Genomic DNA, 24,823 nt, shown 5'->3' with positions numbered 1-24,823 from the left:
CGCTCATCGACCGGTATTCGAGCTGCACTTGTCCGGCCCGCACAGCGCGCCGTGATCGTAATGAGCTTGTTCAAGTGACTTCTCCCGTTCGATGAATGGGTGCCGGAAGCGAACATCGCTGCCGACATGGCGTCGGTCGGTTCGCAAACGGGAAAATGACAGCGCAAACAAAAAACTTCTGGATCGGCCGTTCGGGAAGTACGCCGCGGTGCGCGGATGCTCGCCGCCCGGCGCGGCGATTTGCTTTGGCGCGCCCGCCAGGCCAAGCCGCGTGTCGCAAGAACGATCAAATGCTCCCGCCACCGATACCATATAGTCCGCCCGACACCCTCATTGGCACACCATGAACCCGGTTGGAAAAGCACTCTGGTTTATCGAAACCGAACTGGACAGGAACCTGACACTCGACAGGATTTCCGCCGATTGCGACATGACGCGCTTCGGTTTTTCGCGCCTCTTCTCGATGAATACCGGCTGGCCGGTGATGCGCTATGTCCGGTCGAGGCGGCTGACGCGTGCGGCGCGGGCATTGGCGCAAGGCGCGCCGGACATCCTTCACGTGGCACTCGATGCCGGATATGGCTCCCATGAGGCGTTTACACGCGCCTTCCGCGATCTCTTCGGCGTCACGCCGGAGGAAGTGCGGGCACGGCGCACTCTCGACGGGTTGTCTCTTGTGGAGCCGCTTCGCATGAAAGAGCTGAAAATCATCGCCGTTACGCCATCGCGCTTCGAAGTCGCCGAAAGGCAGCTGATCGCGGGCATGAGCAGCCGGTATACCTTTGAAACCAATGAAGGGATTCCGGCGCTCTGGCAAGCCTTCATCCCGTATATCGGCCACATCCCCGGCCAGGTCGGCGGCGTAACGTATGGCGTGTGCTGCAACCCGGATGCGGATGGCAGCTTCGAATACATCGCGGGCGTGGAGGTCGAGAGTCGCGACCGGTTGCCTGCTCCATTTCGTTGCGTCGAACTCGAACCGCAACGTTATGCGGTCTTCGAACACAGCGGGCATATCTCCACGCTGCATCAGACCTTCTACAGCATCTGGAACGGCTGGCTGCCGACGTCGGGGTTCAAAGCCGTGGACGCGCCCGAGTTCGAGCGCTACAGCGAGGACTACGATCCGGTGACGGGCACCGGCGTGCTCGAAATCTGGTTGCCTGTAGAAAAATCCGCGTGAGTTGGCTGTCTGCACTGATCGGCCGCGACGATGTTCGCCGCGACCGATCGATCAACGCGTCATCGCCAACGACATCACCACGCCCAGCGCACGCCCGCATCGCCGGTAATCGTGCGCTGATGCTCGCCGCCGAGGTTCGTCAGGTAGCTGACCGTCGCATACACGCTGCCGCGCTTCGTCAACTGCGCGACCAGCCCCGCGCCGATCTGCCCGGCCGTCTGCCCGACCTGCGTGCCGATCGTCGTCGAGCCGCCGAACGAGGTCTTGTCGTCCGCGCCGAACGAGCGCAGCACGTTCACGCGCAGGTAAGGCTTCCAGCTCACGCCGTTCGTATCGAACGCCCATTGCAGCCGTGCGCCGATCCGGCCGACGAACGTGTTGCCGTTGTTCCACGTCACGTCCGACACCCCGTCGTTGAACCTGCCGAGCGACAGGTACTGCCATACGAGTTGCGCCTGCGGCTCCAGCGTCAGCCCGTAGCCGAGCGCGACCGGAAAGCCGGCCTCCACCGAACCCGTGAACGCGTTGCCGTCCGTCGAGCCGTTCACGTTGTCGTTCGAGTGCGTGCGCACCGTCAGCGCACTGCCCATCACGACGGCGTCCGTGTACCAGCCGCCCGGGCCGATATGCGTCCAGTAACCGCCGAGGTTGTACGAATTGATCTGCAGCGTGCCGACGCCGAGATCGGGCTGCGCGACCGCGAAGCCGTTCACGTCGCCGACCGCGCGCGCGAAACCGACGAAAAAGCCGTAGTGATTGCGATGACCGCTCGGGCTGTTGTCCGCATACAGATCCTGGCCGACCTGCATCCCCCACACCGTGCCGTCGAACGACGGCGTCGCGTCGCCCTTCTGCTTGATGTTGCTGTTGCCGCCCCACACGCGCGCCCACGACGCAGGCATCGGGCCACTCTCGCTCAGCAGCCCCTGTTCGCCCTGCCGGTCATGGAACGTGTCGATCTGCAGCAGGCCGAGTTGCCGCGCGACGGCCGGTGCCTCTGCATACAGCGGCACTTCGGGGCGGAAGATCGGCTCCGGGCTGCCGCCGGTGCCGGCATCGGCGACGGCTTCGACGATCGATTCGGGCGTGCCTTCGGCCGGCGTGACCGGCACCACGGGCGGCGGTGTCGGCTGCCCAGGTTCGACGACCCGCGGCTGCGGCTTCGGCGGCACCGTGTTGCGCAGGTACCAGCTGTCGCCGGTGCCGGCCGCCGCGCCGCCTTTCGCGAGGAAGTATGAATACGCGCCAGCGCTCACCGTGCCGCCCGACAACGTGAACGCACCCGCGCTCGACGTCGCGCCGTTGGTAGCCTGCACGACCTGGATGCCGTCGCCGGTCGTCAGTGCGCCCGCGCCGCCGACGTTCGTCACCTTCAGCATGCTCGCGCCGCTCGCCGTGCCGCCGCTGACGACCAGCTTGTCCGACGGCGCGCCGTCGCCGGCGAGCGTCGTGTTCAATGCGATCGTCGCGTTCTGGCCGACGTAGTTGCCGGCCACCGTCAGCGCGTTGCCCACGCCGCTGCCGCCGAGCTGCACGAGCCCCGCGTTGGTCAGGTTGCCGTTGATCCGGAAATTGCCGGTCGCGCCGCTCGCGAGGCTTGCCAGCGCATTCGCGACCGAGATCGTGCCGTTGCTGGTCACGTTGCCCGTCACGCTGCCGTAGCCGCCGAGCGTCGCGCCCGATGCAACCGTCACCGGCCCGCCGCCGCCCAGCGCCGCCGACGCGCTCGTACCGTCGCCGACGATCACCGTGCCGGCGTTCACGTTCGTGCCGCCCGCGTAGCTGCTCGCTCCGTTCAGCGTCAGTGTGCCGCTGCCGAGCTTCGTCAGCGAACCCGCACCGGCGATGCCCTGCGTCAACGTCGAATTGAAGCCCTGCGTATCGATCGTGCCGTTGTTCGACGTGATCGACACCGCGCGGCCCGACGCAAGATTGAACGCGCTGCCGAGCTGCAGCGTGCCGCCGTTGAACGTCAGGTTTCCTGACGATGCGCCGAGCGCATGGTCGGCCGCGACCGTCAACGTGCCCTGCGTGATCGTCGTGCCGCCCGAATACGTGTTGCCGCCGGCCGACGAAGGCGCGACCGTCAGCGTGCCCGCGCCGGTTTTCTCCACCGCGCCCGAGCCGCCGATCGTGCCCGTGTACGTGCCGGCGCTGTCCTGCTGGAAGCGCACGAGGCCGTTGTCGGTCACGGACAGCGGCAGGTTCGACGCATTCGCCTGCAGCGTCGCGCCCGCGTTGACGGTCGCGACGACCGACGCCGTCGTCGTGCCGAGCGTGCCGGTGAGATTCAGCGTGCCGCTCTGCACGAGCGCGGTCGAGAACGTGCCGGTGCCGGCCCATGTCCAGTCCGTGCCGGCCATCGTCAGGCTCTGGAAATTCGTGAACGCGTTCGACGCGGTGCCCGTGCCCTGCAGCGTCACGGTGTTGGCGCCGCCGCCGCCGTTCGCCGTGCCGACGATCTGCGAGCCCGTCTGCAGGATCAGCGTCACGTTGCCGCTGCCTCCCTGGATCGCGGTGCCGCCGCCGCCCTGGATCAGCCCCGCGTTGGTGATCGTCGTCGCGCCGTTGGTCGAGCGCACGCCGATGCCGTTGTTGCTGATGATCCTGCCGCCGGCCTGGTTCGTGATCGTTGCGGTAAACGAGCTGCCGAGCGTGTTCGACACGACCGCGTCGACGCTGCCGCCGCTCGTCGCGGTGCCCGTCGTCTGGATCGTGCCGCTGTTGACCAGCGTGTCGTTGTTGCCCTGCATGTAGACGGCCGGCGCATCGCGGCCGTTCGACGTCAGCGTGCCGCTGTTGATGATCGTGCCGTTGCCGCCGAGCAGCGACGCCGCGCGCGCGTTGTTGCCGGACGTCGTCACGGTGCCGGTGTTGACGATCTGGTTGCCCGACGCGCCGGGATTACTCTGCCCCCACGCGGCCGTCATCCCGTACGCATTGTTGCCGCTGGTCGTGATCGTGCCGTTGTTGACGAGCGTGTTGTTGTTGCCGTTCGCGGCCATCCCGTCGTTGTACTGACCAGTCGTCGAAATCACGCCGGTCGCGGCATTGGTGAGCGTATTGCCGTTGTTCACACCGAGCAGCACCGCGCCGCGGTTCGCGACGCCCGTGCCGTTGCCGGACATCGACAGGTTGCCGTTGTTGGTGATCGCACTCGACGTGTCGACGGAAAACGGCGTCGGCGTGGACGTCAGCACATAGCTGCCCGTCACGGTCGAATCGAGGTTGACCGTCACGTTGGTGCTGCCGGCCGTGGCCACGACCGACGGCGCATTGGCGCCGGAACACGTGACCGTCGTGCCGCTGCCCGGCGCGGTGGCCGAGCATGCCGCATGGGCGCCCACCGGCATCGCGCCGGTCAGGATCGCCATCCCACCCAAACCCAGGTTCCGCGTTTTTCTTTTCATCGTTCCGCTCGCATTTATTGGTGACGTTATTGCTGCAAATCGGTGCGTGGAACGGGTTATATCACCTGTCTTGAAATAATCGCAAGGTCAGTTCGTGTGATATTGGAAATCAGCCGGCGATTAATTTCTCAACGAGAAATAATGGGAACGGTTTCTGCCGCTGCGCAGCATTCGGAGATGCGGCAAGCGTCGCATTCGCGATGGAACGAAAAACCGGTTGAATTTGCCGGCTTTCGCTCACGCGCTGAAAGCGATCGCGATGCAGTCCGAAGCAATCGGAAAATTTGACGCAATCTATTAAACGATTCGCCGCGCATGTGTTGCCGCACGCCATTCAGCGATGTTGCTTCGCACGATGACCTGCCGTTCAAACGCGGACGTACCTCGGAATATCGCTGCCGCTGCGCGACTGCGCGTGCTGGTGCAGCGACGCCGACCGCAGCGGCCGGCATCCGGCGCTAGCGATCAGCCCGTATGCGGCTCGACTGCCGTCGACATGGCGACCGGCTGTGTCCACGTGGCCGACGCCAACTGCGTACGGGCGGCATGAGCCACGCGGTTGAACGCGACACGCAGTTCGCCCTTCAGCTTTGCCGCGTTGGCTGCTTGCACGAGCGCGACCGGATCGACGAGACGGGCGTTTCGCCGGACCTCGAAATGCAGATGCGGGCCGGTCGCGGTCCCCGTACTGCCGACGGCGCCGACACGCTGGCCGCGCTCGACGCGCGTGCCGGTTCGCAGCGTCGGCTCGAACGCCGACAGGTGCGCGTAGTACGACGCATAGCCGCCGTCGTGACGAATTACCACGTACTTGCCGTAGCCGCGCGGCTCGGTGCCGATGAACGACACGACGCCGTTCTCCGACGCATGGACGGCACGGCCCGTCGGCGCAGCCAGATCGACGCCGGAATGCACGTGGCGCGTGCCGGTCACCGGATGCACGCGCGCGCCGAACTGCGAGCTGATCCGCGTCGCGGCGACCGGCATCGCGAAATGCGCACCGGCGAGCGGCACGCCGTCGAGGTCGTAATACGCGCCCGGCGAGCCGGCGTCGGGCGCAAACCACACGCCCGCCACCTGCTGGCCGCGAAAACGCACGTCGAGCGCCGTCACGCGCACGCCGCCCTGCAGCGTCGCGTCGTCGTCCGGTTCGAATGCCACGCGGAAGGTGTCGCCAATCGCGCCACGCTGCTTCGGGTCGATGCGCCCGGCCAGCAAACGGACGACCTGCGCCGCGACGCCGGCAGGCAGTTCGGCGCGCGCCAGCGACGCCCGCAGGCTGCCTGTAATCGCACCGGCGCGCGTGCTGCGATCCGGCGCCGCGAGCATGAACGGCTCGGCCGACGCCAGATCGACGGAGCCCCGCTCGAATGCCGGCTGCGCACCCATCGACGGCAACGGCGATGCAATGCCGTACGCGAACCGCGTCGCGTAGCCACGTTCGATCGCACCGCGCGCCGCGTCGCAAAGCACGCGGTAAGCCACGCATGCGCCGAAGCGGGCAACGGGATCGTCGCCCGTCGGCAGGTTCGACGCATGCGATGCGTACGCGACGTCGAGCGGCGCCGCCGACGATGCACGCAAGCCGCCCCACGTCGTTCGGGCAGAACTGAAAAAAGGCACGTCGACAAGGTCTGCCGTTTCCGCCGTCACGGGCGTGAACGGCGCGGCGTCGTTAAACGCCTGTGCTGCCGCACCGTGTGCGCCGGCGACGCAGGCCGCCGCGACGGCACCGCGCAGCAGCACACGGCGAATCGGGAAACAGCAAACGCCGCGTCGGGCGGGTTGACCTTGTTCGCGTGCGAGACGGAAACGCAGGTTCAACCGCATGACGTCGTCACTCGCTATCAATGAAAAATCGGGAAAGGACCGGGTATCGCGGAGGAACGATCGTCGCGATCCGGCAACTTGAAACCGAGTGTATCGGCGTGCTTGAAATCGCTGAATAGGACGAATCCTATTTTATGGAACAGTCGATTAGTACTAGAACGAAATCGCGATTTCGCCGTCCGCCGACAGGGCGCTCCGCTCCCTGCATTCGCGCGAACCAACGTGTGCCGTGTACAGTCGAACGCTGCCTGCGCATGAGCGTCGTCCCGCCCGACAACGGCGGGCGGACGCACTATGCGCCGCGTACTGTATCTTCAACCCGGAATCCCGTCATGTTTCTCGATCATCTTCATCCGGAACGCTGGACGTTCCTGTGGAACGCACTGTCCACCCTTTCCATCAAGCTGAGCGCCGGCCTTGCGCTGCTCGTCGCAGGCTGGTGGCTGTCGAAACGCGTCGGCAACTGGCTGAACCGGTTGCTCTCGAACAAGGAGCGCGTCGACGACACGCTGCGGCCGATTCTCTGCGACGTCGCCGTGTGGGGCGTCCGCATCGTCGCGATCGTCGGCGCGCTGTCGCAGCTCGGCATCGAAACCGCGAGCATCGTCGCGGTGCTCGGCGCGGCCGGCCTCGCGATCGGGCTCGCGCTGCAGGGCACGATGCAGAACATCGCGGCCGGCATCATGCTTCTGCTGCTGCGGCCGTTCAAGGTCGGCGACTATATCGACGGCGGCACGGGCGTCGCGGGCACCGTAGACGAGGTCGGGCTGTTCATGACGCGGCTGACCAAGCCGGACGGCATCTGCGAATTCGTGCCGAACAGCGCGCTGTGGGGCAGCTCGATCCGCAACTACACACGCAATCCGACGCGCCGCCTCGATCTCGAAGTCGAGGTGTCCGTGCACGACGATATCGATCGCGCGCTCGACGCGCTGCGCACGCTGGCCGAAGCCGATCCCGACGTGCTGCAGGATCCGGCGCCGGACGTGATGGTGATGCGCTTCGACGACAGCACGGCCGTCGCGAACATGCGCGTGTGGACGCATACCGACAACTTCTGGGCGATGCGCTGGCGCCTCGCCCGCCAGGTGCGCAAGGCGCTCGCCGATGCGGACTGCGCGCTGCCGATCCGTACGCGCGAGCTGCACATCGTGCACGACGCGGAACGTCGCGCGGACAGCGTGCGCGTACGGGCGTCGTAACGCGTAACGACATCGGGGCGCGCAACCGCGCGTGACGCGCGGCGCGCCCCGGCTTCGTCGTTACATCTTCACGATATCGAGCAGCGCCTTCCTGCCGCTCTTGTACGTGAACACCGAGATCGCGCCGTGCTTCAGGTCGCCCTGCGGCGTGAAGCTGGTTTCGCCGATCACGCCGCGATAGTCGGTGGCCGGCATCGCGGCCAGCACCTTCGCCGGGTCGGTCGAGTTCGCGCGCTTCATCGCGTCGACGATGATGTAGACCGCGTCGTACGAGAACGGCGCATACACCTGCATCGGCTGGTGGTAACGCGCTTCGTAGCGCTTCGCGAACGCCGCGCCGCCCGGCATCTTCTCGAGCGCGATGCCGGCCTCGGAACACACGACGTTGTCGGACGCCGGGCCCGCGAGCTTCGGCAGGTCGGTCGAGCACACGCCGTCACCGGCGAGGATCTTCGCGCGCAACCCGAGCTGCCGCGCCTGCTTCGCGAGCGGCCCGCCCGTCGCGTCCATCCCGCCGTACATGATCGCGTCCGGGTTCGCGCCCTTGATCTTCGTGAGGATCGCGCGGAAATCGATCGCCTTGTCGTTGGTCGCGTCGCGCGACACGATCTTCATCCCGGCCGCCTTCGCCGCCTTCTCGAACTCGGTCGCGAGGCCCTGCCCGTAAGCGGTCGAATCGTCGACCACGGCCACCGTCCTGATGCCCATGTTCTTCGCCGCATACGACGCGAGCGCCGGCCCCTGCTGCGCATCGGTCGCGACGACGCGATAGGTCGTCTTGAAGCCCTGCTGCGTGTAAGTCGGGTTGGTCGCGGCCTGCGAGATCTGCACGACGCCGCCGTCGCGATACACGCGCGACGCCGGAATCGACGTGCCCGAGTTGTGATGGCCGACCACGCCGACGACCTTGTCGTCGACGAGCCGCTGCGCGACCTGCGTCGCGGTGCGCGGATCGCCCGCATCGTCCTGCGCGTCGAGCTGCAGCGTGACCTTCCTGCCGCCGATCGCGAGCCCCTTCGCGTTGATTTCCTCGACCGCGAGCCGCGCGCCGTTCTCGCTGTCCTTGCCGAGATGCGCGATCGCGCCGGTCAACGGCGCGACGTGGCCGATGCGCACGACTTCGTCCGCGTGCGCGGAGAACGCGGACAGCGCGCACGTCAGCGCGGCCGCGGTGGCGAGTGCCGTCTTGTGATGTCGATTCATGCTTGTCTCCTTCGTTGTCGCACTTCGTTCGTGTTCGGATACGTCGTTCGTTGAAGGCAATGCCACGCGCTTACGCGCGCCCTTCGAAACCCAGCAGTACGTTCACCGCGTTGATGCCGATCTCGTCGACCATGTAGCCGCCTTCCATCACGAACAGCGTCGGCAGGTTCAGGCGCGCGAGCGCCTCGCCGATGCGCAGGTAGTCGGGCGAGCGAAGGCGAAAGTGGCTGATCGGATCGTGCTCGAACGTGTCGACGCCGAGCGACACGACGAGCAGGTCGGGTGCATGCGCAACGATCGCGGCCGCCGCATGGCCGAGCGCGGTTGCATAGGTGTCCCACTGCGTGCCCTTCGGCAGCGGCAGGTTCAGGTTGAAGCCTTCGCCCGCGCCCGTGCCGCGCTCGTCCGCGTAGCCGGAGAAGTACGGATACGACACCGACGGCTCGCCATGGATCGACGCGAACAGCACGTCGTCACGTTCGTAGAAGATGTCCTGCGTGCCGTTGCCGTGATGGAAATCGACGTCGAGCACCGCGACGCGCGCGGCGCCGCTCGCGATGCCGTGCTGCGCCGCGATCGCCGCATTGTTCAGGTAGCAGTAGCCGCCCATGTACTCGCGGCCCGCATGATGGCCGGGCGGCCGGCACAGTGCGAACGCCGCGCGCGCGCCGCCGTTCGACAACAGGTCGGCGCCGGTGAGCGCCGAATTCGCGCTCGCGCTCACCGCGTCCCACGTGCCCGCGTTGATCGGCGCACCGGCGTCCATCGCGAAGAAGCCGAGCTTGCCGTCGATGAAATCGGGCAGCGTCGCGGCCGCCGGCATCGCGCGCACCGGCCATACGAGCGGCAGCGCCTGGCAGGTGCGGCCGGTCGCGGTCCATTCGTCCCAGGCGCCGGCGAGGAACTCGACGTAGCGCGCGCTGTGCGCACCGGCATAGCTGGCTCGGTCGAATGCGCGCGGCGCGATCACGTCGCCGAGGCCGGCCGCGCGGACCTGCGCGAGCACCGTTTCGGCGCGAAGGGGGTTTTCGAACGACTCGGTGATCGCGCCGTCCTTCAGTTCGACGCCGCGATGCAGGTGGTGATCGCTGCTGTAGACCGTGAGCATGGTTGACCGTTGCAGTGATGGCAGTGAGGGGGTGGCAACAGTCTATTGACGCCGACCGGCAATAACTTTGCTTTTCACATTCCCGTTTCGTACAATTTTGAGAAAACTGTCTACGGAACTACGGATATGAGCAAAAATCGCGCTTCGGTTGAACTGGACGGCGTCGACCGCGCGATGCTCCGCCTGCTGCAGGAAGACGGCGCGCTGTCGAACGCGACGCTCGGCGAAAAGCTGTCGCTGAGCGTCACGCCGTGCTGGCGCCGCCGCAAGCGGCTCGAGGACGAGCGCGTGATCACCGGCTACCAGGCGAACCTCGACCGGCGCGCGCTCGGGATGAACGTGTTCGCGTTCGTGCAGGTGACGTTCAACATGCACTCGGGCCAGGATTCGGATCACTTCGAGGATGTGATGCGGCGGCACGACGAGGTGCTGTCGTGCCACAAGATCACCGGCGCGGCCGATTACATCCTGCAGGTCGTCGCGGCCGATCTCGATGCGTATGCGGAATTCGTCGAGCGCGTGCTGAGGAAGCAGGCCGGCGTGTCGTCGATCCAGTCGAGCCTCGCGTTGCGCGAAGTGAAGTTCTCGTCGCGCGTGCCGGTGCCGGACGCGTGAACGGTGCAATGAACATGCAGGCCGTCATTCCGTTCCCCCAAACCCATCCCATGGAGCACGCCCCCATGAAACGTTTCATCCCCTCCGTCTCGCTTGCCGCCGCGATCGCGTTCGCACTGAGCGCCTGTGCGGCGCAATCCACCGCGCCTGCCAATGCGTCGGCGCCGCTCGATGCTTCCGCGCCGGCCGCGCCGCCGATGGTCGGCGGCGATCGCGATGCGCACGGCTGCATCGGCTCGGCCGGCTACGCATGGTGCGAACAGACGCAGCAATGCGAGCGCCCGTGGGAACTCGCGAAGCAAAAGGGCTTCGCGAATTCGGCGCTGTCGTACGAGCAGTTCTGCAGGAATAATTCGGCGAAGTGAGCGGATCGCGGCGCAATGCCGCGACGCAATGACGGGCCGACGCGAAGCGTTGCGCGAGCGATCGCGCAACGCTTCGGCACATCGACATTCCGACATGTCGCATCGGCACGCGGCGCGCCAATCGCGAACGCCGTGCCGCCAAATTCCCGCCGGTTTTCCGGCGCGGCACACCACGATTCCGGAAACCCGGACACGCGAAAAACCCCACAAAAACAAGGACATTTTTCGCGTGCGACACGTTAACCGAGTTCGGTTATATTACGCGCCCCTTGCCACCCCGCCCCCGGCAACAACGTCGCGTGCGGCCCTTTTCGATGCAGCCTGAAACCCCAACTACTCAGGCTTGCCGCAGGGGCCTCGGCGCAATGCGCGCCCCGTGACGCCGGCAATTGCGTGCCTGTCGCGAGCCGATCCGAAGGTGTCCTCCTCAACGGTTTCGCGTGCGCAAATGCAACGGCGAACAGCGTCGATCCGGAATTCCGGATTCGCGATCCGGATCTCCGGATGCGCGTATCGCGCCGCGATCGAAACGCGCGTCGGGCGGCATGGCAAAACCGATGCATCCAAGTTGAAAAAGGGATCTGCTGTGATCAAAACGTTACGGGTAATACTGTCGGCGCTCGCGCTGTGCATCGCCGCGTCGTCCGCGCACGCGGCCGATACGAAGAAGGTCGACGTCCTGCTGGTGGGCGGCGGCATCATGAGTTCGACGCTCGGCGTCTGGCTGCACGAGCTTCAGCCTGACTGGTCGATGACGATGGTCGAGCGCCTCGACGGCGTCGCGCTGGAAAGTTCGAACGGCTGGAACAACGCCGGCACCGGCCACTCGGCGCTCGCCGAACTCAACTACACGCCGGAAAAGGCGGACGGCAAGATCGACATCTCGAAGGCCGTCGAGATCAACGAGTCGTTCCAGATCTCGCGCCAGTTCTGGGCGTGGCAGGTCAGGCAGGGCGTGCTGAAGAACCCGCATTCGTTCATCAACTCGACGCCGCACATGAGCTTCGTGTGGGGCGACGACAACGTCCGCTTCCTGAAGAAGCGCTACGAAGCGCTGCAGGCGAGCCCGCTGTTCCGCGGCATGCAGTATTCGGAAGACTACGACCAGATCAAGCAGTGGGTGCCGCTGATGATGGAAGGCCGCGACCGCAAGCAGAAGGTCGCCGCGACGTGGACGCCGATCGGCACCGACGTGAACTTCGGCGAGATCACGCGCCAGTTCGTCGGCTACCTGAAGACGCAGCCGAACTTCACGCTGTCGCTGTCGAGCGAAGTGCGCGAGATCACGCGCAACGCCGACGGCACGTGGCACGTGTCGTGGGTCAAGCTGCATTCGGATGAAGCGCCGCAGGCCGTCGACGCGAAGTTCGTGTTCATCGGCGCGGGCGGCGGCGCGCTGCACCTGCTGCAGGCGTCGGGCATCCCCGAGGCGAAGGATTACGGCGCGTTCCCGGTCGGCGGCTCGTTCCTCGTGACCGACAACCCCGACGTCGTGAAGCAGCACCTCGCGAAGGCTTACGGCAAGGCGTCGGTCGGCTCGCCGCCGATGTCGGTGCCGCACCTCGACACGCGGATCATCGACGGCAAGAAGATCATCCTGTTCGGGCCGTTCGCGACGTTCTCGACCAAGTTCCTGAAGAACGGCTCGTATTTCGACCTGCTCACGAGCACCAACACGCACAACGTCGCGCCGATGATGCGCGTGGGCGTCGACGAATTCCCGCTCGTCCAGTACCTCGCCGGCCAGCTGATGCTGTCCGACGACGACCGCTACAACGCGCTGAAGGAATACTTCCCGAACGCGAAGAAGGAAGACTGGCGCCTGTGGCAGGCCGGCCAGCGCGTGCAGATCATCAAGCGCGACCCGGTGAAGGGCGGCGTGCTGAAGCTCGGCACCGAGATCGTCAGTTCGCAGGACGGCAGCATCGCGGGCCTGCTCGGCGCGTCGCCGGGCGCGTCGACGGCCGCGCCGATCATGCTGAACCTGATGAAGAAGGTGTTCAAGGACAAGGTCGCGACGCCCGAGTGGCAGCAGAAGCTTCGCCAGATCGTGCCGAGCTACGGCACGAAGCTGAACGACAGCCCGGCGAAGGTCGTCGAGGAATGGACCTACACGAGCGACGTGCTGCAGCTCTCGCCGCCGCCGAAGATCGATGTCAACGTGCCGTCGCAGGCGACCGGCACCGCGCCGGTCCGCCCGGCGAAGGCGTCGGCCGACATGGCGCTGTAACGCGTACGACCGCCGCGCGGCGCCGTTTCGCCGCACGACATGGCCGCCCTCCGGGGCGGCCATTTTTCATGGCGCGCCATAGGCGACGCCCGCGCCGGCCGCCCACGCCGGTCGCCCGCAGTCGTCGCCCGCCGCCATCGCCCACTGCCGGTCGCCCGCATCCGCTAGAATTGCGGCACGCGCGACCCCGTCGCCGCCCGATCCATCATCCGCATCGACGCAGTCCAAGCGACCGCCGGTGCGGCCCGCGCCCGAGCCGCGCGAGCGCCGCACGCCGTTGCCGCGCCCGCCCGGGCGCGCCACCAACCGAATTCAGCTGGAGAAAGACCGTGTTTACCTGCAGAAACCAGAGCTGCGGCACGCAGTGGGAAACGTCCGACGTCGTCATCAAGGACGAAGGCCAGGGGCTGTTGTTCCGCTGCCCGCTGTGCGGCGCGCGCAACTATCTCGAACGCTTCGAAGGTGACGACGGCACCATCGTCTACGAACAGATGGAAGGCAAGCCTTACCTCGGAGACCTGGAATGACCCAACCGACTGCAGCGCCCTTCAGCGCGCTGCCGCTGACGCCCGCCACGCTCGCCAACCTCGCGCAGCTCGGCTATGTCGACATGACGCCGATCCAGGCCGCGAGCCTGCCGATCGCGCTGGCCGGCCAGGACCTGATCGCGCAGGCGAAGACGGGCAGCGGCAAGACCGCCGCGTTCTCGCTCGCGCTGCTGTCGCGCCTCGACGCGCGCCGCTTCGACGTGCAGGCGATGATCCTGTGCCCGACGCGCGAGCTCGCCGACCAGGTCGCGCAGGAAGTGCGCCGCCTCGCACGTGCCGAGGAAAACGTGAAGGTGCTGACGCTGTGCGGCGGCACGCCGATGCGTCCACAGGCGCAGAGCCTCGAGCATGGCGCGCACATCGTCGTCGGCACGCCGGGCCGCATCATGGATCACCTCGATCGCGGCAACCTGAAGCTCGATGCGCTGAACACGCTCGTGCTCGACGAAGCCGACCGGATGCTCGACATGGGCTTCTTCGACGACATCGCGAAGGTCGCGCGGATGTGCCCGCCGACGCGCCAGACGCTGCTGTTCTCCGCGACCTATCCGGACGGCATCGTGAAGCTGAGCCAGCAGTTCCTTCGCAACCCGAAGGAAGTGAAGCTCGAAGAGCGTCACGACAACAGCAAGATCCGCCAGCGCTTCTATGAAGTGACCGAGAACGAGCGGCTGCACGCGGTCGGCCAGTTGCTGAACCACTATCGGCCCGTCAGCACGATCGCGTTCTGCAACACGAAGCAGCAGTGCCGCGACCTGCTCGACGTGCTGCATGCGCAGGGCTTCCACGCACTCGCGCTGCATGGCGAGCTCGACCAGCGCGAGCGCGACCAGGTGCTGATCCAGTTCGCGAACCGCAGCTGCTCGGTGCTGGTGGCGACCGACGTCGCCGCGCGCGGGCTCGACATCGCGCAGCTCGAAGCGGTGATCAACGTCGACGTGACGCCCGACCCGGAAGTGCACGTGCACCGCATCGGCCGCACCGGCCGAGCGGATCAGGACGGCTGGGCGCTGAGCCTCGCGAGCATGGACGAGATGGGCCGCGTCGGCGCGATCGAGCAGGCGCAGAAGCGCGACGTCGAATGGCATCCGCTCGCCGAGCTGAAGCCGGCCGGCGACGACACGCTGCTGCCGCCGATGGAAACGCTGCAGATCCTCGGCGGACGCAAGGACAAGATCCGCCCGGGCGACGTACTCGGCGCGCTGACCGGCGACGCCGGGTTCGACGGCAAGCAGATCGGCAAGATCAACGTGACCGAGTTCTCGACCTATGTCGCGATCGAGCGCGGCGTCGCGCACGACGCGCTGCGCAAGCTCAATGCGGGGAAGATCAAGGGCAAGCGGGTCAAGGTCCGGTTGATGGACGAGGAGTGACGGGAAGCGGCGCGGACGGTCCCACCGTTGCGCGCCGCCCTGTACTACCCGCACCTCACGCCAGTTCCGGATACCCGTGCGCGGCGGCCTCCCGTGCAAACCGCGCAATCGCGTCGTAGTCGGCCGGCGACAGCCGTTCGAATCCCTTCAGTCTCAGCATGCGCGAGCGTTCCGCATCGGCCGCGACCGCGCGATCGAGCGCATCCTGCAATGCGGCGACCTGCCCGCCTTCCAGCGCCCGCGAGGCGATGAACGGCAACCCCGGCGCGGACGCCGTCGTGCCGATGATCCGGATCTCCTTCAGCAATTCAGGCAGCGCGTCGCGCACATACGCGAACGTCACGCAGTCGATCGCCGCGCAATCGGCTTCGCCGGAAGCCAGCGCACGCAGCACGTTCAGGTGCGAGCCGAACGGCGTGACCGATCCGAAGAAACTTCCGTCGTGCGCATGCGGCGCGACCGCGTGCCGAAACGCGTTCATTCCACTGTGCGAATCCTCGCCGTTGAACGCGGCCCGCAGCCCGCGACAGGCGGCGAGCGTGGTCGCGCCGCCCGCGTGCACGCGCGCCGACACGACCAGCACGCTGCGATAGCGCGCCCCCTGACAACCATCCGCGTCGAAAACCGGTGTCGCGATCAATCTCACGGTGTCGCGCAAACCAAGCATCCGGTACGGATAGCCGCAGGTCTGCGACAGCAGCAGATCGTCGCGCCGCCACAGCGCGTGCAGGTCGTCGAACGGTTCGTCGGGCAGCACGACGTCCGCCGGCCCGCCCGCGTTCGCGAACGTATCGAGCGCGTCGCGCAGCAGCGCGCGCCACAGCACGGCGTGGCGCGGCGTCACGTTGTACATCGGCAGTTCTGCGATCCATTGGCTCATGCGCACATTCTACGCATCGGCGTCGGCTCAGCGGAACCCGGTTCGATCGCACGAAAACGGGCACCGAACGCGCCGCGGCGGCCTGAAAGCTTATCGGCCGCGCGACGATAAGCAAATGCGAATCGATTGGTTGGCCGTGCCGCGCCATCCCGGTAACGTCCGGATGCCTGCTCCCGCATCGCCGCCGCGCGCATGCCGGGCAAGCCGACCGTGATCCGCGAGACACCCGAGCATCCGGGCCGGCTCCGCGCCGCCCGTTCCATCCCGCTTCAGCACCATGGCCGAATACTTCGACGTCGACCACGCGCGCGCGATCGCCGCGCTCGACGCCCGCTTCACCGCCCGCACCGAATGGCCGACCTGGCTGCTGATCGTCGCGATCTACGGCGGCTGGCTCGCCGTGCTGCTGCTCGTGCGCGCGCAGCACCTGTCACTCGCGGCCGCGACGCCGCCGCTGATCCTGCTCGGCGCGTGGCACCTGTCGCTGCAGCATGAGCTGCTGCACGGCCATCCGACGCGTTCCGCATTCGTGAACAAGCTGCTCGGTTATCCGCCGCTGACGGTCTGGTATCCGTACACGCTGTATCGCGACACGCACCTCGACCATCACCGCGACGAAGACCTGACCGTGCCGGGCGTCGATCCCGAAACGAACTACGTATCGCGCGAACGCTGGGCGCGGCTGCCGCGCTGGCGTCGCGCGCTGACGGTCGCACGCACGACCTTCATCGGGCGGATCGTCGCCGGGCCGCCGCTCGCCATCGCCGCGACATTCGCCGACGCGTTCGCCGCGTTCCGGCGCGGCGACTTCCGCTACCTGCCGATGTGGGCGACGCACGCTGCATGCGTGGTCGCGCTGCTCGCGTGGCTGCAATGGGCGATCGGCGTGCCGTGGTGGTACTACCTGCTGGCGGTCACGTGGCCCGCGCTGTCGCTCGCGATGATCCGCTCGCTGTACGAGCACCGCGCCGCGCGGCATCCGAAGGCGCGCATCGCGATCAACGAAGCCGGCTTCGCGATGCGGCTGCTGTACCTGAACAACAACTATCACCTCGTCCATCACGACCTGCCGAAGCTGCCGTGGTACGACCTGCCGCGCGCGTACCGGATGCGGCGCGACGCGTATGCGGAAAAATGCGGCGGCTTTGTGATCCGCGGCGGGTATCGCGAGCTGCTGGCGCGCCACGCGTGGACGCCGACCGATGCGCCGGTGCATCCGTTCGATCAGGGCACCGCGTCGCTGTCGACGGGTGGCGGGGTGCAGGTGGCGGTGGTCGACGAGGTGCTGCAGATCAGCACGTAACGTTCGACGGAGCCGCGCTTCGTCGTGAAGTCGCCCGATTCGACGATGCAGGCGCGACGCCGCACGCCATGCCGATCCGCGCGCGTCGGCGCGAATTTCTTACGAAATGCCGACAACCCGGCGGTTCGTCGTCGAATTGCCAATCGCGTCGGCAATGTCCAGAATGGCGGGTCATCCGGGGCTCCCAAAACAAGCCCATCGCCCCGGCTCCGCTGCTGGCCGGGCGCTCATTCTCCGACGACGATGCAACCGAACACCCCGCCCGGCGCGATCCGCGCGATCGGCAACGACTGGTCCGTTTCCGCGATCACCGCCGGTTTTCTCGCGGTGCTGATTTCCTACGCGGGCCCGCTCGCGATCTTCTTCCAGGCCGCGCAGGCAGCTCACGCGTCCAATGCAATGGTGTCGTCGTGGGTCTGGGCGATCTCGATCGGCGCGGGCGTATCGGGCCTGTTCGCGAGCTGGAAGTTGAAGGTGCCCGTCGTCACCGCATGGTCGGCGCCCGGCACCGCGCTGCTCGTCGGCCTGTTTCCGCAACTGACGCTCAACCAGGCCGTCGGCGCGTACATCACGGCCGCGCTGATCATCCTGCTGATCGGCGTCACCGGCTATTTCGACCGGCTCGTGCGCCACATTCCGCGCGGCATCGCGTGCGGGATGATGGCCGGCATCCTGCTGCCGTTCGGCACGCATGCGTTCGCCGCGGCATCCGAGCAGCCGGCGCTCGCATTCGGGATGATCGCGGCCTACGTGATCTTCAAGCGCCTGCTGCCGCGCTACAGCATCGTGCTCGTGCTGCTCACGGGCGCCGCGCTCGCGACGCTGCTCGGGATGACGCATCTCGGCAACGTATCGCCGAGCATCGCGCAGCCGATCTTCATCGCGCCCGAATGGACGCTCGGCACGACGCTCAGCCTCGCGCTGCCGCTCGTCGTCGTCAGCCTCACCGGCCAGTTCCTGCCGGGGATGACGATCCTGCGCGTGTCGGGATATCACACACCCGCGCGCCCGATCATCACCGCGACCAGCGTGATGTCGCTCGTCGTCGCATGCTTCGGCGGGATCACGATCGTCGTCGCGGCGATCACCGCGGCGCTCTGCACGGGCAAGGACGCGCACGAGGATCCGGACCGGCGGTACATCGCCGGGCTCGCGAACGGCGCGTTCTACCTGATCGGCGGGCTCTTCGCGGGCACGATCGTCACGGTGTTCTTCGCGCTGCCGAAGGCGTTCGTCGCGATCCTCGCGGGGCTCGCGCTGATCGGTGCGATCGGCGCGAACGTGCACGGGATCTTCGAGGACGAGAATCACCGCGAAGCGTCGGTAATCACGTTCCTCGCGACCGCATCGGGGATGACGTGGCTCGGGCTCGGCGCCGCATTCTGGGGGATCGTGATCGGGTCGCTTTCGTATGCGGTGCTGAACAAGGTGCGGCGGCCCGCGTGATGCACGTTGCGCCCGTCGTGCGCATCGCTCGCCGCCGCTTCGATCACCGCGCGTGCCGGCGCACCAGTTGCGCAAGCGCATCCGCCAGCGTCGTCGTGCCGTAAAGTCGCTCCGACACGCCGGCCTCGACGTCGATCTGCCCGGCGTTGTGCACGTCATACAGGTCGACGATCAGTTGTGCATGGCGTTCGCCGAGGCCCGCGCGCAGCAGCGCCTCATTCCAGGTATCGCGCGGCAGCTCGTGCGCGACGATCGTCCGGCCGGCCGCCGCGCCGAGCGTATCCGCGATCGCCGTCACGCTCACCCGCTGCGGCCCTTCGACGCTGACGATGCGCGGCCCGTTGCCGCCTTCGGGCGCATCGAGCAGCAGCCGCGCCGCGACGACGCCCACATCGGGCGCCCAGACCGTCGGAAACACCTTGGCCACCGGATGATGAAAGCTCGGCAGCACACCGGTGCCGAGCGCGACCGGCAGAACCCGCGCCCAGTTCTGCAGATGCTCGGCCGAGCGCAGCAGCGTCAGTTGCGTCGGGATCGTCTTGAGCCGTTCCTCGAAGTGATGAAAGAGACGCGTGATGCCCGTATTGCCGTCGAGCTCCGCGCCGTAGTCCGACAGCGCGAGCAGCGCCGGCGGCGGGTTCGCGGCGAGCGCGGCGGTGGTGACGTCGATCGTCCGCTCCATCGTCGCGGCCGGATCGGAGTCGGCGACGGGCACCGGGCACAGCATCTGCACGGCCTGCGCGCCGTCGATCGCCGACGCGACCGCGTGCGCGTCCGTCAGCGCCGCGATCGCCACGTCGCAGCCGAGCTGCGCGAAACGTTCACGATGGTGTGCGTCGCGCAGCACCGCGCGCACGGGATGGCCTGCGTTGCGCAAGGTCGTTACGGTCGACAAACCGACGTTGCCTGATGCACCGAAGATCACGAACACGATCCGCTCCTGGGGGATGAAGGTGTGGTGATTGTCGAGGCGCATAGCCGGCATGGCGCGCACGGACAGATGAATCGGACAGGAACGGATGATGGATTGTCCGGCGGCTGTGACGCATATTGCCCGCTGCGTCACCTCTCACTTTGAATCGTACGGTCTGCCGATGACGGACAGCGACACGCCTGTGATGAATGAACCGTTCACGCTGAAGGCGTTGCGCTTCAACAGGCCGACGGTGCAGCGGTGAGAGTGCCGTCGCAGTCCCCGTTTTTGCATTTGATCGACTGCCGCGGCGAAGAAATCGTGAGTTTTGATCCGTCCGCCATCCCGCCGGCAATACCGGCTGGACGAACGCACGTGGGCCGGCGCGATGCGGTATGCGCAGCCGGCCGCCAATGACCGCTATGCGTGCGCCGCCGAGCGAGCGCGCGAACGCGCACGCGTTGATGCGGGAGCAGGCGCCGACGCCGATTCGGCTGCTGGCGCGGCCGGAGCAACGGTCAGGTGCAATCCCAGCGCGCTGACAACCTTCATGATCGTAGCGAATTCGGCGTTCCCACCCTCCGACAGTGCGCGGTAGAGCGCTTCACGCTTCACGCCAGATTCGCGCGCCAGCGCCGTCATGCCGCGTGCCTTCGCGACATTCCCGAGCGCGGCCTGGATCAGTCGCGGATCCCCATCTTCGAACGCTTGCGCCAGGTAGTGACGAATCGTTTCCTCGTCCTTCAGGTACTTCGAGCCGTCGAATTCGGCCAGTTCGCTGATTTTCATACTCAATCCTCCAGTTCGCCGGCGATTTGCTTCGCCACCCTGATGTCCTTCTTCTGCGTCGACTTGTCCCCGCCGCACAACACCACGACAATGATTTTCCCGCGTCGCACGAAGTAGGCTCGATATCCCGGCCCTACATCGATCTTCATTTCGTTGACGCCGTCACCGACTGCGCGCCATTGGCCGAGGTTGCCGAGCTTCGCCCGCTCGATGCGCAAGTTGATCGCCGCGCAACCGACCGGGTCGCGAAGCCCATCAAGCATTCATCAAATTGGGGAGTGGTCAGGACTTTGAACATGAAGTCACTGTAACCCATGAGGGACAATATAACTACCTGCATAACCATGGTGACCGTGTCGACAGTCACGCCTAAACCAGCACGGTTATGGGACCTGCAATTGCACGCGTTGAAGATCAGTGCCTACGCCCGCTGCGCTGCGCCTGCGTAATTGACGAAGGCGGCGCCAATTTCAACGTTGAGGGCAAGCCAGCCGCAACCCACCCAGAGCCCCCGATCGCACAATCTCCATCGGCGTCGCGCCGAGCACGCGGTTCATCCAGTTCGCCATGTGGCTCTGATGCGCGAACCCCGCTTCGAGCGCGATCTGGCTGATGCTGAGCCGGCCTTCGAGCAGCAGCGCCTTCGCGCGCTCGACCCGGCGCCGCACGACGTACTGGTGCACGGGCATCCCGAGCGTTTCGCGGAACAGCACCTTGAAATGCGGCACGCTGATCGCGACGAGCGCCGCGAGTTCGGCAAGCGTCAGGCGCCGGTCGAGGTTCGCTTCGACATAGTCGATCACACGCGCCGCCGCTTTCGGTGCAAGCGTGCGCCGACGCTCGCGGAATGCCGGCTGGCTGTCGACCAGCCGCGTGACGAGCGCCGTGCACAGGCTTTCCGCATAAAGCGGATCCGACGCGTCTTCCGCTTCGAGCTCGGCGGCCATCGCCCACGCGATGTGCTGCAGGCGCGGGTCGCGCACCTGCAGCCGGCGGCGGATCTGCGCCTGCGACGGTTTCAGCTCCAGATGCTCGAAGGTCCGCCGCACGAACGTGTCGCTGAGCATGATGTGCAGGATCCGGCAGTCGGCGCTGTCGGTCCACTGGCCGGGCAGGCCGGCCGGAATCACGTCGACGTCGCCATGCGCCTGGATGCGCGACACACGCTCGCCGTCGCACACGCAGTCCGCTCGAACGGGCCCGCCGATATGCACACCGATGCGGTGATGGTCGGCCGCCGGAATCCGGTACGTGCCGGCGCGAATGTCGAGCAGCGCCGCGCCGAAGCCCCGCCAGCCGAGCCCGCGGCTCGAACGCAGGCTGACCGGCACGCCGTTGTCCGACGGCGCGGCGAGAATCGGATCGCTCATGGCTTGGCTCCACCAGATCGTGTGTCGAACGCGCATTGTGACGCGTTTTCGGGCGGCATGCCGGGCCTGCGGGGGCCGTATCCGGCCGGACAGAAAAAGATCATCCGTTTCTGCTCAAGCCGATCCTTACGTGAGCGCCGGCGGGCACCGCGACGCTTACGATCGCCCCATCCGACACCTACGGAGCCCGTCATGCCCCATTACTGCCCGCAATGCGCGGCGTTCATCGCCCGCTCGCCGTCACGCGCCGCCCGCCTTCCGTCCCGCCCCGACGCCCGCAATGACCGGGCTGCCATCGCCACGTGGTGCCTGCGCATCGTCGGCTGGTATCGGCTCGAACGGTTGCTCGCGTCGATTCCCGACAGCAACGACGACTTCGGGCTCGGCTGACCGAGCGGCCGCCCGGCCGACGTCATCCGCCTACTTGCGCCGCCGCTCGTGCGGCGCCGCCGTCGCGCCGTCGATCACCGGCGCGCCCTGCTTGATCAGGAAGTCGCGAAACAGCCCCGTCACCTGCGAGATCCGCCGGTCGGCGAGCGTGACCACATACCATTCCCGCTCGATCGGGTTGCCGGGGAACGGCAGTTGCCCGAGCAGGCCCGTGCGCAATTCGAGTGCACACGCGTGCAGCGACAGGAACGCAATGCCGAGACCCGCTTCGGCCATCTGCTTGATCGCCTCGTTGCTCGACAATTCGGACCCCACATGGAAGCGATGGCCGGCCGTCTTGAACAGGCTCTCGACGGTCGAGCGCGTGCCCGCGCCGCGTTCGCGCACGAGCAGGTGCGCGGATTCGAGATCCTTCAGCGCGACGCGCTTGCGCTGCATCAGCGGATGGCCGGGTGCCGCAACGAACACCATCGGATGCTTCGCGAACTCGACCGCGTGCGTGCGCAGCTCCTTCGGCGCGCTGCCCATCACCGCGAGATCGATTTCATGCGTCGCGAGCATGCGGATGATGTCGTCGCGGTTGCCGACCTTGAAATACGTCTTCACATGCGGACGCGTCGCGGTGAATTTGACGAGCAGCGGCGGGATCAGATACTCGGCCGTCGTGATCGCGCCGATCCGCAGCGTGCCGCCGAGATCGCCCGTCAGCGCGGCCACTTCGTCGCCGGCCTCGCTCCACAGATGCAGGATCTCGCGCGCATAACGCGACACGATCTCACCGGCCGCGGTCAGCTGCACGCCGCGCCCCACCCGCTGCAGCAACGCGGCGCCCACGGCCTCCTCGAGCAGGCGAACCTGCAGCGACACGGCCGGCTGCGTCAGGTTCAGCTCCTCGGCCGCGCGCGACACGCTGCCGAGCCGCGCGATCATGTCCAGCGCCTTCAACTGCCGGAACGTCGCGGTCTTTCCTATAAGTGAATACATATGAGTCGCTTATAAACATTAAATTGTTCGACTGGGTTCGAAACTATATCGTCGGTTCTTGAGCAATGTCATCCGAATCGTCATCAGCGGGAGCCCAACATGGACAACATCACGCCCAACCTTGCAACGGACCGCGCGCCGCGCATCGTGATCGTCGGCGGCGGCGCCGGCGGCCTGCAGCTCGCCACGCGTCTCGGCGATACGGTCGGACGCCGCGGGCAAGCCGAAGTCGTGCTCGTCGATCGCTACCCGACGCACTTCTGGAAGCCGCTGCTGCACGAAGCCGCATCGGGCCATCGCGACCCGGCATCCCACACGATCGAATACGCGGCGCAGGCGAAGCGCCACGGCTTCCGCTTCGTGCAGGGCGCGCTGCAGCAGGTCGACCGCGCCGCTCGCACGGCGACGATCGCGGCCGTGCACGACGCGGACGGCACGGAAATCCTGCCGCAGCGCGAGCTCGGTTATGACGATCTCGTGCTGGCGGTCGGCAGCGTGACGAACTTCTTCAACGTGCCGGGCGCCGCACGCCATGCGCTGCCGCTCGAAAACCTCGACCAGGCCGAGGATTTCCGCCGCAAGTTTCTCGCGGCCTGCACGAAGGCGAATCATCAGGCCGAGCAGCATCCGGCGAAGCACGCGGCGCCGATCTGCATCAACGTGATCGGCGCGGGCGCGACGGGCGTCGAGCTGGCCGCCGCGCTGCGGCACGCGATCCAGCAACTGACGACGTACCGCTTCAAGGCGCTGGTGTCCGCGCGCGACGTGCACATCCGGCTGATCGAAGGCGGCCCGCGCATCCTGCCGGCGCTCGACGCGCGGCTGTCCGCGAAGATGCACGCGCAGCTTCGCGCGCTGAACGTCGACGTGCTGACCGATACGCGCGTGGCGGAAGTGAGCGCCGATGCCGTGACGACCGCGACGGGCGAACGGCTCGCGAGCGACATCACGATCTGGGCGGCCGGCGTCGCGGGCCCCGCGATCCTGCGGGAGATCGGCGACATCGCGCTCAATCGCTCGAACCAGGTGATCGTGACCGACACGCTGCAGACACCCGACGATCCGCACGTGTATGCGTTCGGCGATTGCGCCGCGTGCCCGTCGGCCGGCGCGAGCGGCTTCCTGCCGCCGCGCGCGCAGGTCGCGCACCAGCAGGCCGTGTATCTGGTCCACGCATTCGCGCGGCGCGTCGCCGGCAAGCCGGTGGCCGGCTTCACGTTCCGCGATGCGGGCACCGTCGTGTCGCTCGGGCACGCCGGCGCCGTGTACCAGGCCGACCTCGGCGTGCGTTCGCGTTCGCTGATCGTCGACGGGCTTGCCGCGATCGGCCTGTACAAGTTCCTGTACCGCAAGCACCTGTTCAGCGTGTACGGCGCGAAGCGCGCGCTGTTCCAGTCGCTGAGCCACTGGCTGCAAAGCCGCAACCAGCCGTCGATCAAGCTGCACTGATCGCCTGCTGAAAGCTGCAGCGCATGACGGCGTATCGGGCGCGTATCGCCCGATACGCCGTTTTTTTCACATGCATCTGACCGGTGCATGCGCAACGTGCGCGAGTTTGGTGCATCACATTGAAAGCCGTCGACACGATGCATTGCGTAAAAAAAACATTGCGCGACACGCATGCCGCGCCCACACTGGCTCGCAACCCGATTCATTAGTCGTATCGTATGAGTCGGATAAA

21 protein-coding genes and 1 pseudogene are annotated in these 24,823 nt (G+C 66.8%); 11 read left to right on the top strand and 11 right to left on the bottom strand.

The window, feature by feature from the left end; all coding sequences use genetic code 11:
- Positions 1–3 precede the first annotated feature (3 nt).
- Positions 4–312: a hypothetical protein gene (locus ACM6JT_RS20880; protein WP_414857176.1), complete on the bottom strand. Its 309-nt coding sequence runs from the start codon at positions 310–312 to the stop codon at positions 4–6.
- Between the two features lie 31 nt (positions 313–343).
- Between ACM6JT_RS20880 and ACM6JT_RS20875 the strand changes: the two genes are divergently transcribed.
- The gene (locus ACM6JT_RS20875; protein ID WP_414857175.1) at positions 344–1,183 is read left to right on the top strand and encodes an AraC family transcriptional regulator; all 840 of its coding nucleotides are present in this window, start codon (positions 344–346) and stop codon (positions 1,181–1,183) included.
- Between the two features lie 74 nt (positions 1,184–1,257).
- Here the strand turns inward: ACM6JT_RS20875 and ACM6JT_RS20870 are convergent, their stop codons facing one another.
- Positions 1,258–4,557, bottom strand: coding sequence for an autotransporter outer membrane beta-barrel domain-containing protein (locus ACM6JT_RS20870; RefSeq protein ID WP_414857210.1), 3,300 nt, complete (start codon positions 4,555–4,557; stop codon positions 1,258–1,260).
- A 501-nt stretch (positions 4,558–5,058) separates the two neighbouring features.
- Positions 5,059–6,423 (bottom strand): M23 family metallopeptidase, encoded by a 1,365-nt coding sequence (locus tag ACM6JT_RS20865; protein WP_243565958.1) that lies wholly within the window; start codon positions 6,421–6,423, stop codon positions 5,059–5,061.
- Positions 6,424–6,755: 332 nt separating this feature from the next.
- Here ACM6JT_RS20865 and ACM6JT_RS20860 point away from each other — a divergent pair, with 332 nt between their 5' ends.
- The gene (locus ACM6JT_RS20860) at positions 6,756–7,625 is read left to right on the top strand and encodes a mechanosensitive ion channel family protein (RefSeq protein WP_105391776.1); all 870 of its coding nucleotides are present in this window, start codon (positions 6,756–6,758) and stop codon (positions 7,623–7,625) included.
- Positions 7,626–7,685: 60 nt separating this feature from the next.
- On the opposite strand, the gene ACM6JT_RS20855 is transcribed toward ACM6JT_RS20860, so the two are convergent.
- Both ACM6JT_RS20855 and ACM6JT_RS20850 read right to left on the bottom strand, forming a co-directional pair.
- Positions 7,686–8,828, bottom strand: coding sequence for a branched-chain amino acid ABC transporter substrate-binding protein (locus tag ACM6JT_RS20855; RefSeq protein ID WP_034181076.1), 1,143 nt, complete (start codon positions 8,826–8,828; stop codon positions 7,686–7,688).
- A gap of 70 nt (positions 8,829–8,898) precedes the next feature.
- Complete coding sequence (locus tag ACM6JT_RS20850; RefSeq protein ID WP_414857174.1) at positions 8,899–9,936, bottom strand: histone deacetylase family protein; 1,038 nt, start codon at positions 9,934–9,936, stop codon at positions 8,899–8,901.
- A gap of 126 nt (positions 9,937–10,062) precedes the next feature.
- Between ACM6JT_RS20850 and ACM6JT_RS20845 the strand changes: the two genes are divergently transcribed.
- The 5 genes from ACM6JT_RS20845 (at position 10,063) to dbpA (ending at position 15,067) form a co-directional block, all read left to right on the top strand.
- A complete protein-coding gene (locus tag ACM6JT_RS20845; RefSeq protein ID WP_034181074.1) occupies positions 10,063–10,551 on the top strand; it encodes an Lrp/AsnC family transcriptional regulator in 489 nt (162 codons plus the stop codon).
- Positions 10,552–10,616: 65 nt separating this feature from the next.
- A complete protein-coding gene (locus ACM6JT_RS20840; RefSeq protein WP_217588508.1) occupies positions 10,617–10,916 on the top strand; it encodes a hypothetical protein in 300 nt (99 codons plus the stop codon).
- A 568-nt stretch (positions 10,917–11,484) separates the two neighbouring features.
- On the top strand, positions 11,485–13,146 hold the full coding sequence (gene mqo, locus ACM6JT_RS20835) for a malate dehydrogenase (quinone) (RefSeq protein ID WP_414857173.1): 1,662 nt from the start codon (positions 11,485–11,487) through the stop codon (positions 13,144–13,146).
- A 329-nt stretch (positions 13,147–13,475) separates the two neighbouring features.
- Positions 13,476–13,673, top strand: coding sequence for a hypothetical protein (locus tag ACM6JT_RS20830; RefSeq protein ID WP_105391779.1), 198 nt, complete (start codon positions 13,476–13,478; stop codon positions 13,671–13,673).
- Positions 13,670–15,067, top strand: a complete 1,398-nt coding sequence (gene dbpA, locus ACM6JT_RS20825) for an ATP-dependent RNA helicase DbpA (protein ID WP_034181069.1) — start codon at positions 13,670–13,672, stop codon at positions 15,065–15,067. Before ACM6JT_RS20830 ends, dbpA begins: the two co-directional genes overlap by 4 nt.
- 55 nt (positions 15,068–15,122) lie before the next feature.
- Here the strand turns inward: dbpA and ACM6JT_RS20820 are convergent, their stop codons facing one another.
- The gene (locus ACM6JT_RS20820; protein WP_414857172.1) at positions 15,123–15,947 is read right to left on the bottom strand and encodes a phosphate/phosphite/phosphonate ABC transporter substrate-binding protein; all 825 of its coding nucleotides are present in this window, start codon (positions 15,945–15,947) and stop codon (positions 15,123–15,125) included.
- A 277-nt stretch (positions 15,948–16,224) separates the two neighbouring features.
- On the opposite strand from ACM6JT_RS20820, the gene ACM6JT_RS20815 reads away from it, so the two are divergent.
- Positions 16,225–17,250 carry a fatty acid desaturase gene (locus tag ACM6JT_RS20815; RefSeq protein WP_407971768.1) on the top strand — a complete coding sequence of 342 codons (1,026 nt, stop codon included), beginning with the start codon at positions 16,225–16,227 and terminating at the stop codon, positions 17,248–17,250.
- Between the two features lie 243 nt (positions 17,251–17,493).
- Positions 17,494–18,696 carry a benzoate/H(+) symporter BenE family transporter gene (locus ACM6JT_RS20810; protein ID WP_414857171.1) on the top strand — a complete coding sequence of 401 codons (1,203 nt, stop codon included), beginning with the start codon at positions 17,494–17,496 and terminating at the stop codon, positions 18,694–18,696.
- Between the two features lie 43 nt (positions 18,697–18,739).
- Here ACM6JT_RS20810 and ACM6JT_RS20805 read toward each other — a convergent pair whose 3' ends face one another.
- The 4 genes and pseudogenes from ACM6JT_RS20805 to ACM6JT_RS20790 all read right to left on the bottom strand — a co-directional run bounded on the left by ACM6JT_RS20805 (position 18,740) and on the right by ACM6JT_RS20790 (position 21,768).
- Complete coding sequence (locus tag ACM6JT_RS20805) at positions 18,740–19,627, bottom strand: NAD(P)H-binding protein (protein WP_414857209.1); 888 nt, start codon at positions 19,625–19,627, stop codon at positions 18,740–18,742.
- 402 nt (positions 19,628–20,029) lie between these two features.
- A complete protein-coding gene (locus ACM6JT_RS20800; RefSeq protein ID WP_414857170.1) occupies positions 20,030–20,398 on the bottom strand; it encodes an addiction module antidote protein in 369 nt (122 codons plus the stop codon).
- Positions 20,399–20,400: 2 nt separating this feature from the next.
- A pseudogene (locus ACM6JT_RS20795) lies at positions 20,401–20,696 on the bottom strand (type II toxin-antitoxin system RelE/ParE family toxin).
- Between the two features lie 172 nt (positions 20,697–20,868).
- Positions 20,869–21,768: a helix-turn-helix domain-containing protein gene (locus ACM6JT_RS20790; protein WP_414857169.1), complete on the bottom strand. Its 900-nt coding sequence runs from the start codon at positions 21,766–21,768 to the stop codon at positions 20,869–20,871.
- Positions 21,769–21,960: 192 nt separating this feature from the next.
- Here ACM6JT_RS20790 and ACM6JT_RS20785 point away from each other — a divergent pair, with 192 nt between their 5' ends.
- Complete coding sequence (locus ACM6JT_RS20785; protein ID WP_414857168.1) at positions 21,961–22,158, top strand: hypothetical protein; 198 nt, start codon at positions 21,961–21,963, stop codon at positions 22,156–22,158.
- A 30-nt stretch (positions 22,159–22,188) separates the two neighbouring features.
- On the opposite strand, the gene ACM6JT_RS20780 is transcribed toward ACM6JT_RS20785, so the two are convergent.
- A complete protein-coding gene (locus ACM6JT_RS20780; RefSeq protein WP_034181062.1) occupies positions 22,189–23,142 on the bottom strand; it encodes a LysR family transcriptional regulator in 954 nt (317 codons plus the stop codon).
- A gap of 99 nt (positions 23,143–23,241) precedes the next feature.
- On the opposite strand from ACM6JT_RS20780, the gene ACM6JT_RS20775 reads away from it, so the two are divergent.
- Entirely contained in the window at positions 23,242–24,591 is a 1,350-nt protein-coding gene (locus ACM6JT_RS20775; RefSeq protein WP_414857167.1) for an NAD(P)/FAD-dependent oxidoreductase, read from the top strand.
- The last annotated feature ends 232 nt before the right edge of the window (positions 24,592–24,823 follow it).

Origin of the sequence: Burkholderia sp. IT-111MI5, from assembly GCF_949752865.1 — a bacterium.
Taxonomy (GTDB): domain Bacteria; phylum Pseudomonadota; class Gammaproteobacteria; order Burkholderiales; family Burkholderiaceae; genus Burkholderia; species Burkholderia pyrrocinia_C.
Note: the sequence above shows the minus strand (reverse complement) of the source record. Positions and strands in the feature narration are given on the sequence as shown.